Here is a 12,433-nt window from a genome sequence, read left to right as displayed (position 1 = left end):
GTTAGGTATTAGCTATTAGTTGTTCGCTAATGGCTAATACCTAAATGCTAACAGCTAATTAAACCGTTTTCACAAAACGTTCGTCGTAATTTTCTATATCAATAATATAATGGTTTTGAATGAGGAAATCAAAGAGTGGTTTGGCTTCAGGAGATACCGGCATATTTTGAGTAGTTATGATTTCATTGTTTTTTCTATCTAGATAAGGATAAACATACAGCTTTACGTTTTTACTGAACATGCCACTCACGTAGGCTAACAACTCATCAGCATAACTTTCACCGTAGTTTTTGGAGTTGAAGATATTACGGAGATTGGAAATATTGGTAGAAATACCGACATTGTTTGGTTTAAACTGGGCAAGGAATTCAGCCAATTTATGATTTCTCGTGAAATTAGACACCAGAATATGATTCCCCGTAGCACATAGTTCTTCAGCTCGCTTAGCGAAATATTCCAAATCTTCGTTACTCAGGACGGGATGATCCTCCAACGCGTTTGACATCAGCACCTCAATCATAACAAGAAGATTTTTATCCTTGATTCCCAGGTTGCGCTTAAACTGATCAACAGCCAAATTGAATAAATCAAAATTTGGATTGGATTTCTGTTTATATTTTGTTCTCAGAATAATAACATCCTTTTTGTAAAGAAAGTCTTTTGCCTGATGTGCATGCCCCTCTTCATCGAAGATTGCAGCCCGTGAGAAGCCTTTAGCGATGAGGTACAAATTAACCAGCCGTTCACTCACATTTTTAAATGCAGATCCATTCAGCTTAACTAAGTCGATTTCAACCGATCCCGCAGCTAAATTGTCCACCAGGCTTTCAATCATCGTTTGTACATCATGAATATAAAAATAAGCCGCGAATACAAGATTAACACCTAATACCCCTAAAACTTTTTGTTGCAATGAAGCGTCGCTATCTAAGAGGCGTACATGAAAAATAATATCATTTGGCTCCCCTCCTACTTCCGATTGAAAGCGAAGTCCAATCCACCCATGTGGATCGTTCGTTTTACTAAAATTCAAGGTAGTTACCGTATCGGCAAAGGCAAAGAACTTACGGTTCTGATATTTAGGCCCTTTCAGTCGATCGGTAAGCAGCTGGTATTCATGATCGAGCATCTTCTCCAAACGCGAACTACTCACATAGCGTCCGTTTGCCTCAGCGCCATAAATGGCATCGCTAAAAGCCATATCGTATGCACTCATAGTTTTAGCGATGGTTCCCGACGCCGCTCCAGCGGTGAAAAAATTTCGTGCTACTTCCTGTCCGGCACCTATTTCCGCAAAAGTGCCGTAGATCTGTTCACTTAAATTAATTTTTAGCGCTTTACGCTTATTTTCCAAAATCTCTCTTGCCATGGGGCAAAGGTAAAGATTTAGTTAAGAGTTCTAAACGATGAATGAGGAGTTTTTTACAACTCATAAAGCGCATAAAAGAGTGCTGCCGTATGAAGCGCTTGGCCAATCTTATTTTCTTTTAGCAACCTTTTGACGTCATCAACTGAATAAAGCAAAATCTCAATTTCTTCCTGATCATCCAAAGCCTGTTCTTTCACCTTCACACCACCCTTAGCCACATAAGTTGTCGTAATATTAGTGCTCGTTGCAGGGTTAGGATACAAATCCACGAGTTTTTCCATTGTCGTGAAAGCGTAGCCGGTTTCTTCCAGCATTTCGCGTTTAGCAGCAGTCAGTGCATCTTCACCTTCATCAATGACTCCTCCCGGTATTTCCAAAAACTCTTTACCAGCGCCATGGCGATATTGCCTTACTAAGATTATTTCGTTTCTTTCAGTAAATGCTACCACATTTACCCAATTCGGATATTCCAATACATAATATTCCGGCACGATATGGCCATTAGGCATTTCGCACGAATCTTTTCTTAAGACGGCCCAAGGGGCCTTTACTAAATATTCGGATGTTAGGGTTTTCCACTTCATGTGTTTAAGATAGATGGGAGGCGTATTAGTTTTGAATTTCTTTTAACCGTTGTAAGCAGTTTTTTAGGCTATCCCGCCAATTCGGTATAACCAAATTGAATTGCTTTTTTATTTTTGATTTATCCATTACAGAATACGCCGGACGCTTCGCTTTTGTAGGAAAATCAGCAGTTTTAATCGGAAACAGGCGGATATTGGTATTGCTCAATTCAAAAACGGCATAGGCGAAATCGTACCAACTTGCAACTCCCTCATTGCTATAATGATAAAGACCGTATTCATCTTCTGTAATATTGTTATCAATAATTTTGCATAAGACTTCGGCCAAGTCGCGTGCATAAGTAGGAGTTCCGACCTGATCTGCCACTACCTTGAGTTCCTCGCGATCTTGAGCGAGTCGCAGCATCGTTTTAACAAAGTTATTGGCATACTCAGAATATAACCAGCTTGTACGGATAATAATATGCTTATTCCATATTTGCTGAATGGTCGTTTCGCCATCTAACTTAGTTTGTCCATAAACACCGGTCGGATTGGCAATACTCGTTTCCTCTAACAGACCCGTTTGATTACCTTCAAACACGAAATCAGTAGAAATATGAATTAAAATTGCATCGAAGCGTTTGCATAACCCGGCCAGGATACCCGGTGCTATCGTATTGATTTTACTTGCTTCCTCTTTTTCATCTTCCGCTTTATCAACGGCGGTATAGGCCGCACAGTTGATAATATGACTGGGGTTATACTGAATGAACCATTGCTCCAATTGAGCTTCATTACTAATATCGGCCTCTTTCGATGATAAAAAAACCATGGCCTTATCTTCGCAAACGGATTGCAAGCACTGCCCCAGTTGCCCCTGGCCTCCTAGTACTATAATTTTACTCATTTTTTTATTGACAATTAAACCTGTATCTCTTCTTCGATCATTATACGTATAAAGAGATAACTATTTAGTCATTACTACGGGTTTTATAAAACCATTTTCGTCAAAATACATTCTATCTATACAGGTAACGCGATGGTGGGCACTCGTTTCTCCTAAAGGACGACGGTGGTAAACGATGTACCACTCGTCTTTTCCTTTTCCTTGTATGATGGAATGATGTCCTGCGCCTGTAGCAATAGCGGGGTCCTGCTGTAAAATTGTTCCGATTCGTCTGAAAGGGCCGAAAGGCGAATCGGCTATCGCGTATGCTACTTTATAGTCGGGCCCGGTCCATCCACCTTCCGACCACATAAAATAGTATTTTCCATTTCTGACGAACATAAAGGGCCCTTCGACATAGCCTTCCGGTGTTACTTCCCTATAGGTAGTGCCATCTTCAAAAGGAGCAATCCCGGTAAAATCATCTTTTAATTTTACCACATTGCAATGCCCCCATCCCCCATAGTACATATAATAAGTTCCATCAGTATCTTTAAAGACGAATTGATCGATTGGTTGAGCGCCATTCACGATTTCATTGATTAGGGGTTTGCCGAGTAAATCGCGATAAGGGCCCTGTGGTTTTTCAGCCTCCGCCACACCAATTCCACCAACTTCGCCTTCATGAACATCATTTGCGCCAAAAAACAGGTAATATTTTTTATCCTTCATTAAAACAGCTGGCGCCCACATTGCCTTTTTTGCCCACTTTACCGCAGCAGTGTCAATTATTCCGGCGTGTTTTTTCCAATTTTTCAAATCTTTGGATGAGAACGCGTCCATAAACACCTGTTCTTCGTAAGGCGCTGAATAAGTTGGAAAAATCCAATATTCATTGCCATATCTAATACCTTCGGGATCGGCATACCAACCATCGAAAATCGGATTTGTTTGCGCTTTACCAACTGAAGCGGCTAAGAAAAAGCTTAGTAAAAGAAGTGCTGCGTAATAGCGATAAACTCGAATCATTTCAATCAATATTATCTGTTTAAGATTTCAATAAATAATGTGCCTAAAAGTAACAAATTAATGCGACTATCCTTTATATGCTAAATCGATTTTCTAATTTAAATCGGGCGGCAAAGAGTTTAAGCAGCTGAAAAAGAAAAATTTTTATTCATTTGTTTTTGTTCTTATGTTTGACTATTAACAGCATATACTACCTATGAACGTTTTTATATATAGTCTCTCTTTATTAACTATTTGTTTTACCCTCATTCCCCTTATTAAACACGAATATTGGATTTTTAGGGTTTTCGATTATCCGCGATTGCAAAAACTAGTATTGACAGCCATTTGTTTTGCACTATTACTTGGTTATTTTGACCGTTCGGTAATCTTTGACTGGATTGCACTTACCGTGATCATGATCAATGGCATTTACCTATCGTCACAAATTATGCCCTTTACGCCGCTTGCAAAAAAGCAGGTATTATATGCCAAAGGCAATATACAAGAGCAATCGGTGAGTTTAATGGTATCTAACGTTTATCAAGACAATAAAAACACTGCGGGGTGCTTAGGAGAAATAACCCGGGCTGATCCCGATGTTGTTTTATTGCTTGAAACCAACAAGCGATGGGACCTTGAGACACGCAGTTTATCCCAAGAATATCCTTATCATGTACGCGTGCCCTTAGAGAATACGTATGGCATGCTGCTATATTCCAAATTACCATTGTCAGCTACCAAGATCGGCTATTTGGTTGAAAAGGACATTCCTTCGATTCATTGCGTATTAACGCTCCGGAGTGGACTTGAGGTGCAATTATATGCTGTGCATCCTACTCCCCCTGTGCCGAATGAAAACCCACGATCTACGGAACGAGACAAAGAACTGTTGCTAATAGCAGATTTAGCTAAACGAAGCAGTAGACCGGTTATTGTCATCGGCGATCTAAATGATGTAGCATGGAGCTATACAACGGAATTATTTTTAAAAATGAGTGGATTACTCGATCCACGCCGCGGCAGGGGATTTTACAACACGTTTCATGCACATTATCCCTTTTTGCGTTTTCCACTTGATCATGCCTTTTTCTCGACAGATTTCAAACTTAGGGAGTTGAAACGACTATCGAATTTTAATTCTGATCATTTCCCTATCTTTATAAAAATACAATATGAAGCAAAGGCTTCAGAGCAACAAGAGGCTTTGATACCCGATGCCGAAGACATACAGGAAGCAACAGAGAAAAAGCAAGAGCCGACAGAAATTTAAAACGAGCGAGTTTAGTTGGTTTATCAAAAAACGATGAGGTAAGGAATGATGTTAAGAAAACACTATATGCTACAGCATGTAGAGAACGACATGAATAAACCAAGCTTATAGTTACTTGCAGTAGGCAAGCGGGTTTCATGGCCATTAAAAGACAATTTATTCTAATGAAAAAAATATTCGCATCAAGGGATACGCACGGTTTCGATTGGATCGATTTAACAGATCCTTCTATGGAAGAAATCCTGGACATAAGCAAACGATTTGCATTACATGAAACATCTATTAAAGATTGTATGCAGCCCGACCACTTACCGAAGCATGAAATCGTAGACGGCTATACCTTTATAATCGTCCGAGTATACACACAGGACCTCATGAATGACGCGGATACCATACAGGAATTAACAAATAAAATTGCCATTTTTTATACTTCCGACTATGTCATCACTGTTCATAGAACTGAACAACCTCTTATCGCCGACGTTAAAGCCAAAGCGATAGATGCAGGAGGCTGTAAGGACACCATATGCATAGTAAACCGTATTGTACGGGCGTCCTTGCTTACTTTTGAAGAGCCTAGTGTGAAGTTGGCACAGTCGTTAGATTATTTTGAAGAGAATGTTTTCCTGAAGCAGCGCAAGGCACCCGTTTTAAGAGGGCTTTATTATGTAAAACGAAAAGTCGATGTGATCAAACGTCTCTTGATCTTGTCTTATGAGATTATCGATAAAATAGATACTCCCAAACAACGAAATATCTATACCCGGGATTTACGGGATCAATATGTGCGAATGCAAAATATATACGACAATCTTTCAGAGAATACCGCACAGCTTCTATCGGCTTACTTTTCCATCGCTTCCCATAGAACAAATGAAATCATGCGCATATTAACGATCTTCTCTGTTTTTTTTATGCCATTAACGTTTATAGTAGGGATATACGGCATGAACTTCCATTATATGCCGGAACTTAACTGGCACTTAGGGTACCCAATAGTAATGCTTGTCATGGCGATTATCACCTTAGCCATTTATTTTTGGTTCAGAAAAAAAGGGTGGCTATAATTATAGATTTTTTGAAACTTCGATTAATCCGGCAGACCAGGACAAGCCAACGCCGAAACCGGCAACAATAATGGAGGCCTTTTCTTCTGTTAGATCCTCCTTGCAATAGTTTTTCAATGCAATGGGTATGGTAGAAGAAACGGTGTTTCCCCCATCACGTAAATTGATGTAGAACTTTTGAGGAGATATTGTTAAGCGTTCTCGCATCACTTTTAACATGTGGGCATTTGCTTGATGAAAAATAAACTGCCCAACGTCCTCCTTCTTTACAGCGTTGAGCGTAAGAACTTCCTCAATAAAAGGAGGCACCACAGTACTGGTGAAACGGAATATTTCGGGCCCGTTCATATAAAGATTATTTTCCGTATAAACATTGCCTCTACCATAAAGGTGCTCCACAGCTTGGCCATCAACAGGAAATCGAGTACCACCGTTCTTAACGATTAATTTATTATACCCCTTTCCGTCGGTACCAAATTTGAATTTATGGATTCCGTTGTCATCATTTGACGAAATAACGGTTGCGCTTGCCGCATCGCCAAAGATCGCTCGATTAGACCGGTCTTTCCTATTGATATATTTTGAATAGGTATCTGTTGTTACCAATAACACGTGATTGGCTTGGCCGCTTTCTATGAAAGCTTTCGCCATACTCAAGCCATAGGTATAACCCGAGCATCCCAAATTGAAATCAAAAGCGCCCACTGTCTTATTAAGAGCCAGGCGATCCTGCAATATACAAGCCGTTGACGGCATAATATATTCGGGGCTTTGGGTACAATACAAAATATAATCGATTTTAGCCTTATTAATGCGTTTAAAAAGTTTTAGGCAAGCTTTTTCGGCTAAGTCCAAAGCGGTTTCATTTGTTCCGGCAACATACCGACTACTTATACCTATCTTATATTCAAACTTAGAAAAATCATAATCCGGAAATTCCTCACTAAGATCTTGGTTGGTAATTTTTTGTTCTGGAAAATAGTATTCTATCGCTTGTATTCTAGCACCCATAAAAGGTTTTATATTAACAAAATTTCAATAAAGAGTGCAAACCTACTCCTTTTCAGGGTATTTTCCACACAACCGACAAAGAAAATTACATAAAAGTGGCGGAGAAAAATGGCTTTAAATCAAACCCTGAAACGGTATTTGGTTCAAAAAATCAACTAAACACATCAAACAAGATATTTACAACGGATGACGTTGTTTATTTAATAAATAAGAGAGTCTTTTGTATTTTTACTATTCAATTGATCAAACGTTAGCTGATTTAAAGGGAATACGAAAACTAAACGTAGAACCTTTTCCCTCTTCACTCTCTACGTAGATGTCCCCATGTTGCAATTTAATCAGCTGGTAGCAGATATACAGGCCCAAACCGGTGCCAGGCCTTGCATTTTCCTTTCCCGCTTGATAATATTTAGTAAATAATTTGGTCTGTTGTTCTTGCGGAATGCCAATACCGGAATCTTTAATACGTACCGTAAGTTCCTGCATACCGTCTTGCTCACCTTTTTTCATTGTGCAATACACCTCCACCCCTCCAATGTCCGTATATTTAATGGCATTCCCAAGTAAATTGATGACCACCTGCTTCAGTCGAAAAGGGTCGCCATAAACCATCTCGTCCTGAGAACCGTCAAAACTAAAATTTAAGGATATATTTTTCTTAATGGCTATGAAGCGCATGGTTTCTACCGTTTCCTTAATTTCATGAAATGGAGTAAAAGAAACAACTTTAAGTACTTCTGACTGTTGGCTTTCAACTTTAGTCATATCCAAAATATCATTCACGGTATCCATTAACATATCTGAAGAAGCTTTTATTGAGCTTACCATACGGTTCTGCTCAGCGGTCAGCGGTGTATTTTTCATCAAATAAACGAACCCGGTTATCGCTGTCAACGGATTTCGAATTTCATGGCTCATTGTAGCAAGCATTTCCGATTTCTGTTCCGCAAGCGCAATAGCACGAGCGTTTTCAACTTTATACTGATCTTCTGCTTTAGCAGCTTTTTTGATATAGAACAAAAGAAGCGCAACAAAAATCAGCACCATGATAGTGGCAGTAATCGTAAAACTGTCTAAATCATCAACAGCTTCTTCATATTGAGCTAAGGTTTCCCGTTGATTTCTTTCCCAAGTCAATAAGTAATTATCTTTGATTTGATCGATAAGCTGCCGTAATTGTATGATGAGTGATAAATTCGAAGATATGAGCTGTTGTTGAGATTGAGCAAGTAATGTATGTTCTTTGCTTAACCTTTCCAAGAGCTGTTGCTGCCCTTTTTCATTCTGAATCTGCAACTCTCTTGCAATCGAATCCCGCACAGCATTTTCCCGCGCAACGAGTAGTAACTTTGTACGAAGTGTATCTGAACCAGGGGAGAAAACTTGCCTTAAACGTTTTAAGAACCCTTTTTTCTTGACCGCTGACGCCACTTCCCTTATGATGGTATCTTGCTCTGCATTTCGGCGTATTTGTCTTCTTTCCTTAGCTATCCTAACTTTGCTGTTCCCAAAAATATTTTCATCCGTACTTTTTATCAGTAAAGAGTCGAAACTTTTCTTTAGCGCGAAAACTTTGAGCGAAAGATCCAGCTTTCCATCCACATATTTTTTAAATTCTCTTTCGTCCAATGAATTGCCTAGACTGTCCGCCAATATTGGATATTCGTGCAAAATAGTATCGATTTTAGCAAAGACGCTCAATACTTTTCGTTGATACTCATCGAGTTTATCACCATAGCCGTAAAGACTAGCTTGCTGAAAGTCATTTTCGGCGCTACTTAGCTCCAGTAAGACATTACTTATTTCGCCTGTTTCGGGAGGTGCTTTAAGTTTTACGCTTAAATAAGCCAGCTTCTCTGCAATGGAGTGTCTTAAAAGAAGCGAACCGGCCGTGAGTAAAAACACAAATATTAAGAAGACAAATAGTAGTCTTTGTAGAATACCGGAAGTCTTCTCTCGTTTTCTTTGCACCTTAAACTTCATAGATCATCATTCTATTTATCCCCTTCTTTTCTGCCACCTATAATGACGCATTCCCGTATACCAACCTACAACATACTACTCCCCATATGATCCAAATCGTTAACGGGTCTCCTGTTTACCAATCCTAATCTTATTTTAATCTGTATCTAATATTAGACAGGTTAACTTTGCAAAGTTAAACTAAAAAATATATTATGCTTTATTCAATATTACTAGGTGTCATTGGCGGGCCTGAATTGGGTGTCATTGTTATTGCATTGTTATTGCTCTTCGGCGGCAAGAAAATCCCCGAACTGATGCGTGGATTGGGGCAAGGCGTACGTGCCTTTAAAGAAGGACAATATGATGAAAAGCCAACACCCGAGCCTGCAAATAAGGAGGAATCAGCTTCTAAATAAAAGTGTAGCCATGAGATTGAACGACTCTTCTATCGCAGCAAACTGCTTGTTCTTTGATTCTATCAAGTCTTGTTTCGGAACTTTGATCGCTTTTAGATATTGATCATAGAGACTTTCAATGGCTACAACATTTTGCAGATTCTCCACCCCCCAAGTACCGAGATAGCTATTTAGCTTTTTAACATTTATTCCGACGTAAGGAACCGCATAACTCATGGCTGTTATGGCGCCGTGTAAACTGGTACCGATGTAACATTGCGCATTGGCAATTAAATACATAATGTCCCAAATAGTAACGTCGTTAAAAAATTGAGCATCGCCGTCCAAATGAGGGAAAATCAATTGCAAAGCTTCGTCATCATTATGATTTGATGCTTTTCCTATCGGGCATAAACAGATGTCTGCCCCGGTTTCATGGTGAATAGCATTTAGAAGTGCAGCTATTTTTTCCTCTTTTTGTTTTGCGTGATTTCGATTAATCTGAAAAAACACATATTTCCCTTTTTTTAACGCCACAAAATGCCGCACATCAATATTTACCAATTCGTCCAGGTGTTCAATAGCGTAAAATTTAGACATAAGGATAGCCGAATCAGGGTATAATTTCGTCTCGACTCCCTTATTTTTCAGATTTTTCCGGGTAATGGTGTCTCGCACGGAAAAATAGTCGACATTCTTTAGTTTCTGCTGTAAGCCCTCTATTTTAGTGAAAATTTGCTCTGGTATTTCCGAGCCACCCAGTGAATTGAACAAGACGTGATCAACGCTCTTAAAATCTGTTTTATTGAACACAAAAGGAAGCACCGTTTGTCCTTTCAATTTGCGTTTCGCCCATTTATTAAGGTCAATAAACTTCTCTAAATGATGCTGGTAACGCCTTATTAACCGATACCTTTCATTCAAAGCCACCAACAAAGAATTCCAAGTGACTGCGATAGCCTCGCCTCCCGCAACGATGATATTGGCTCTTTCATTGTTCGCATTACACGCACGATAAAATGCCTGTATATCTTGAGTCGGTTTTCCTCCCAAATCGCTTAAATCGCTTTCTATCATTCCAAAATATCCGATATCTAGCGGGTGTCCATATGTTTTTAATTGTTGCTCGATGATAATCGGGAATAATAAATCGCCGTAGTTAAATCGGTCAAAAGCCCCTATAATTAATATTTTATTCATTTGTTAGCAATTTAGCCGGTTATTTTCTGTTTTATCTTGTCCATAAAATTACGCATCAATATTTTTTCATCTGCACATAAACCGAAAAAATAGATGCTCAATCCAAAAACAAATCCCGTGAGCGGGATCGTAATTAAAAATCGATAATGATAGTGGATATATTTTGTTGCCAATACGCCTACGAGTAAAACTATTATTAACGGAATAACTTCCCGATAGACTACTCTTGACAAGTAAGTGCGAATGGATAAGCCTCCTAAATGTCTTAAAAAGAACATTCGTAGCACACAGGCTATGAATTCAACAACGGCATAACTTATGATGACAGCATATACCGGGTAATGAAGTGAGAGTAAAATATAAGCAATTGGCAAATTTAATAGCAACGTAGTACCTACCACTATCTGATAATATTTAATATTGCCAATAGCTTGTGCTGCCGATTGCAAACCGATTGTTAATTGATTGATCAGGGTAGCTATGAGAATAAGCTGACAGAAAACGACCGTATGTGGTGGTACATTTTTCAACCAAAGTTTCAGGATCGCTTCCATTTCAAAACAAGCCGGAACGGCAATAACCGCGAGCAAGAAAAAGCCGAATTTGCTGGCCATCATAGCCAGACGTAACATTCTCGGCCGATCATTGGCCCCTTCGCTTTTCATAATTTGAGGATTGAGTGCTCGCAGTAAGGTTGCGGAAAAAAAGTTAAGTTGGGCCGCTACTTGATTAGCGATCCCATACGCTGCATTGATAACGGCCCCTAAAAATATATTCAAGAGGATGGCTAGACCCTGTGTTCTTCCTAGCCCACATAGTGTACCCAATAGATTCCATCCGGCGAAAGTGGACAACTCCTTTAATAATGGCTTATCAGCTTGTACTGTAATTCCACTTAAAGAACAATCAGCATACTTTCGTAAACAATAAAAAGCATAAAGTAAGAAACTGACAACACTAACGAGAGCGGTAAGTGCCCCGTAAACCATTAGTCTGTCATAAGAAAGCACTGTTAATAATAAGGCAATTCCCAACTTCAATAATGTTTCTATTACATTCACGACAGCCACCCAGATCATGTTCTCATGAGCAATTAAAGCCCCATTAAAAGGAACAACCACTACATTAAAAAAAACGGTGGCCGCCATAAAATGATAGACAAAGCGTGTTGCTTCCAGTCTATTCGCCGGAATATTCAATGTTCCGTTAAACAAGAACAAACCCGCGATTTCCAGAGCGGCTACGATAATAATAGCAATTACAATATGTAATAGCATACTATTACTAAACACACGTTTTTGCATCGCTAAGTCGCCCGCCCCTTGGTAAAATGACAAAAAACGCTGTGTAGATGAGGCCATGGTGGTATTGAGGAAGGACAGCATCAATACAATACCCGCAACCAAGTTAAACAAGCCGTAATCAGTACTTCCAAGTATATTTAGTACTATTCTTGTCGTATAGAGCGTTATGCCGGTAGTAACCAACATTCGTAGGTAAAGTATGGATGTATTAAGAGCTACTCTATTCGCTGCACGCATTTGTTAGTTTTAGTTACCTTTGTGTTGGCCTTAGAAGATATATAGTCAAACCCTTCGTCTCCTTTTCAAGCTACGAAATTAATAACACGGCCATACCTATATAAAAATCGTGCCGTTCCTCTTTAAAAATTGAACTATTGGACTGAAAATTG

The 12,433-nt window shown here is 39.2% G+C and carries 11 protein-coding genes; 3 read left to right on the top strand and 8 right to left on the bottom strand.

The window, feature by feature from the left end:
• Positions 1-58: 58 nt before the first annotated feature.
• Genes FKG96_RS07280 through FKG96_RS07265 form a run of 4 tightly spaced genes read right to left on the bottom strand, consistent with a single transcriptional unit; the run spans position 59 to position 3,850 of the window.
• Positions 59-1,369 (bottom strand): hypothetical protein, encoded by a 1,311-nt coding sequence (locus FKG96_RS07280; protein ID WP_013665364.1) that lies wholly within the window; start codon positions 1,367-1,369, stop codon positions 59-61.
• 53 nt (positions 1,370-1,422) lie between these two features.
• The gene (locus FKG96_RS07275) at positions 1,423-1,953 is read right to left on the bottom strand and encodes an NUDIX hydrolase (RefSeq protein ID WP_013665363.1); all 531 of its coding nucleotides are present in this window, start codon (positions 1,951-1,953) and stop codon (positions 1,423-1,425) included.
• A gap of 25 nt (positions 1,954-1,978) precedes the next feature.
• Positions 1,979-2,842 carry a dTDP-4-dehydrorhamnose reductase gene (gene rfbD, locus FKG96_RS07270; RefSeq protein WP_130856240.1) on the bottom strand — a complete coding sequence of 288 codons (864 nt, stop codon included), beginning with the start codon at positions 2,840-2,842 and terminating at the stop codon, positions 1,979-1,981.
• Between the two features lie 60 nt (positions 2,843-2,902).
• A complete protein-coding gene (locus tag FKG96_RS07265; protein WP_130856239.1) occupies positions 2,903-3,850 on the bottom strand; it encodes a glycoside hydrolase family 43 protein in 948 nt (315 codons plus the stop codon).
• Between the two features lie 196 nt (positions 3,851-4,046).
• On the opposite strand from FKG96_RS07265, the gene FKG96_RS07260 reads away from it, so the two are divergent.
• Together FKG96_RS07260 and FKG96_RS07255 are read left to right on the top strand one after the other, a co-directional pair.
• Complete coding sequence (locus FKG96_RS07260) at positions 4,047-5,102, top strand: endonuclease/exonuclease/phosphatase family protein (RefSeq protein ID WP_130856238.1); 1,056 nt, start codon at positions 4,047-4,049, stop codon at positions 5,100-5,102.
• Between the two features lie 164 nt (positions 5,103-5,266).
• On the top strand, positions 5,267-6,169 hold the full coding sequence (locus FKG96_RS07255; protein ID WP_149105285.1) for a CorA family divalent cation transporter: 903 nt from the start codon (positions 5,267-5,269) through the stop codon (positions 6,167-6,169).
• Here FKG96_RS07255 and FKG96_RS07250 read toward each other — a convergent pair whose 3' ends face one another.
• Together FKG96_RS07250 and FKG96_RS07245 are read right to left on the bottom strand one after the other, a co-directional pair.
• Positions 6,170-7,180: a 3-oxoacyl-ACP synthase III family protein gene (locus FKG96_RS07250; protein WP_130856237.1), complete on the bottom strand. Its 1,011-nt coding sequence runs from the start codon at positions 7,178-7,180 to the stop codon at positions 6,170-6,172.
• A 243-nt stretch (positions 7,181-7,423) separates the two neighbouring features.
• Positions 7,424-9,163, bottom strand: coding sequence for a HAMP domain-containing sensor histidine kinase (locus tag FKG96_RS07245; RefSeq protein WP_013665357.1), 1,740 nt, complete (start codon positions 9,161-9,163; stop codon positions 7,424-7,426).
• Positions 9,164-9,357: 194 nt separating this feature from the next.
• Between FKG96_RS07245 and FKG96_RS07240 the strand changes: the two genes are divergently transcribed.
• Positions 9,358-9,561 (top strand): twin-arginine translocase TatA/TatE family subunit, encoded by a 204-nt coding sequence (locus FKG96_RS07240; RefSeq protein ID WP_013665356.1) that lies wholly within the window; start codon positions 9,358-9,360, stop codon positions 9,559-9,561.
• Here the strand turns inward: FKG96_RS07240 and FKG96_RS07235 are convergent.
• Positions 9,547-10,740 carry a polysaccharide pyruvyl transferase family protein gene (locus FKG96_RS07235; protein WP_130856236.1) on the bottom strand — a complete coding sequence of 398 codons (1,194 nt, stop codon included), beginning with the start codon at positions 10,738-10,740 and terminating at the stop codon, positions 9,547-9,549. The genes FKG96_RS07240 and FKG96_RS07235 overlap by 15 nt on opposite strands.
• A gap of 11 nt (positions 10,741-10,751) precedes the next feature.
• Positions 10,752-12,281 carry an oligosaccharide flippase family protein gene (locus FKG96_RS07230; RefSeq protein WP_130856235.1) on the bottom strand — a complete coding sequence of 510 codons (1,530 nt, stop codon included), beginning with the start codon at positions 12,279-12,281 and terminating at the stop codon, positions 10,752-10,754.
• Positions 12,282-12,433: the final 152 nt, after the last annotated feature.

The organism is Olivibacter sp. LS-1 (genome assembly GCF_008245145.1).
GTDB classification, from domain to species: domain Bacteria; phylum Bacteroidota; class Bacteroidia; order Sphingobacteriales; family Sphingobacteriaceae; genus Olivibacter; species Olivibacter oleidegradans.
This window is presented reverse-complemented; position numbering and strand designations above follow the sequence as displayed.

Excerpts from the sequence above, each read along its gene's own strand:
- FKG96_RS07230 (WP_130856235.1), bottom strand. The coding sequence starts at position 12,281 with ATGCGTGCAGCGAATAGAGTAGCTCTTAATACATCCATACTTTACCTA.
- FKG96_RS07265 (WP_130856239.1), bottom strand. The coding sequence starts at position 3,850 with ATGATTCGAGTTTATCGCTATTACGCAGCACTTCTTTTACTAAGCTTT.
- FKG96_RS07245 (WP_013665357.1), bottom strand. The coding sequence starts at position 9,163 with ATGAAGTTTAAGGTGCAAAGAAAACGAGAGAAGACTTCCGGTATTCTA.
- rfbD (WP_130856240.1), bottom strand. The coding sequence starts at position 2,842 with ATGAGTAAAATTATAGTACTAGGAGGCCAGGGGCAACTGGGGCAGTGC.
- FKG96_RS07275 (WP_013665363.1), bottom strand. The coding sequence starts at position 1,953 with ATGAAGTGGAAAACCCTAACATCCGAATATTTAGTAAAGGCCCCTTGG.
- FKG96_RS07250 (WP_130856237.1), bottom strand. The coding sequence starts at position 7,180 with ATGGGTGCTAGAATACAAGCGATAGAATACTATTTTCCAGAACAAAAA.
- FKG96_RS07280 (WP_013665364.1), bottom strand. The coding sequence starts at position 1,369 with ATGGCAAGAGAGATTTTGGAAAATAAGCGTAAAGCGCTAAAAATTAAT.
- FKG96_RS07235 (WP_130856236.1), bottom strand. The coding sequence starts at position 10,740 with ATGAATAAAATATTAATTATAGGGGCTTTTGACCGATTTAACTACGGC.
- FKG96_RS07260 (WP_130856238.1), top strand. The coding sequence starts at position 4,047 with ATGAACGTTTTTATATATAGTCTCTCTTTATTAACTATTTGTTTTACC.
- FKG96_RS07240 (WP_013665356.1), top strand. The coding sequence starts at position 9,358 with ATGCTTTATTCAATATTACTAGGTGTCATTGGCGGGCCTGAATTGGGT.
- FKG96_RS07255 (WP_149105285.1), top strand. The coding sequence starts at position 5,267 with ATGAAAAAAATATTCGCATCAAGGGATACGCACGGTTTCGATTGGATC.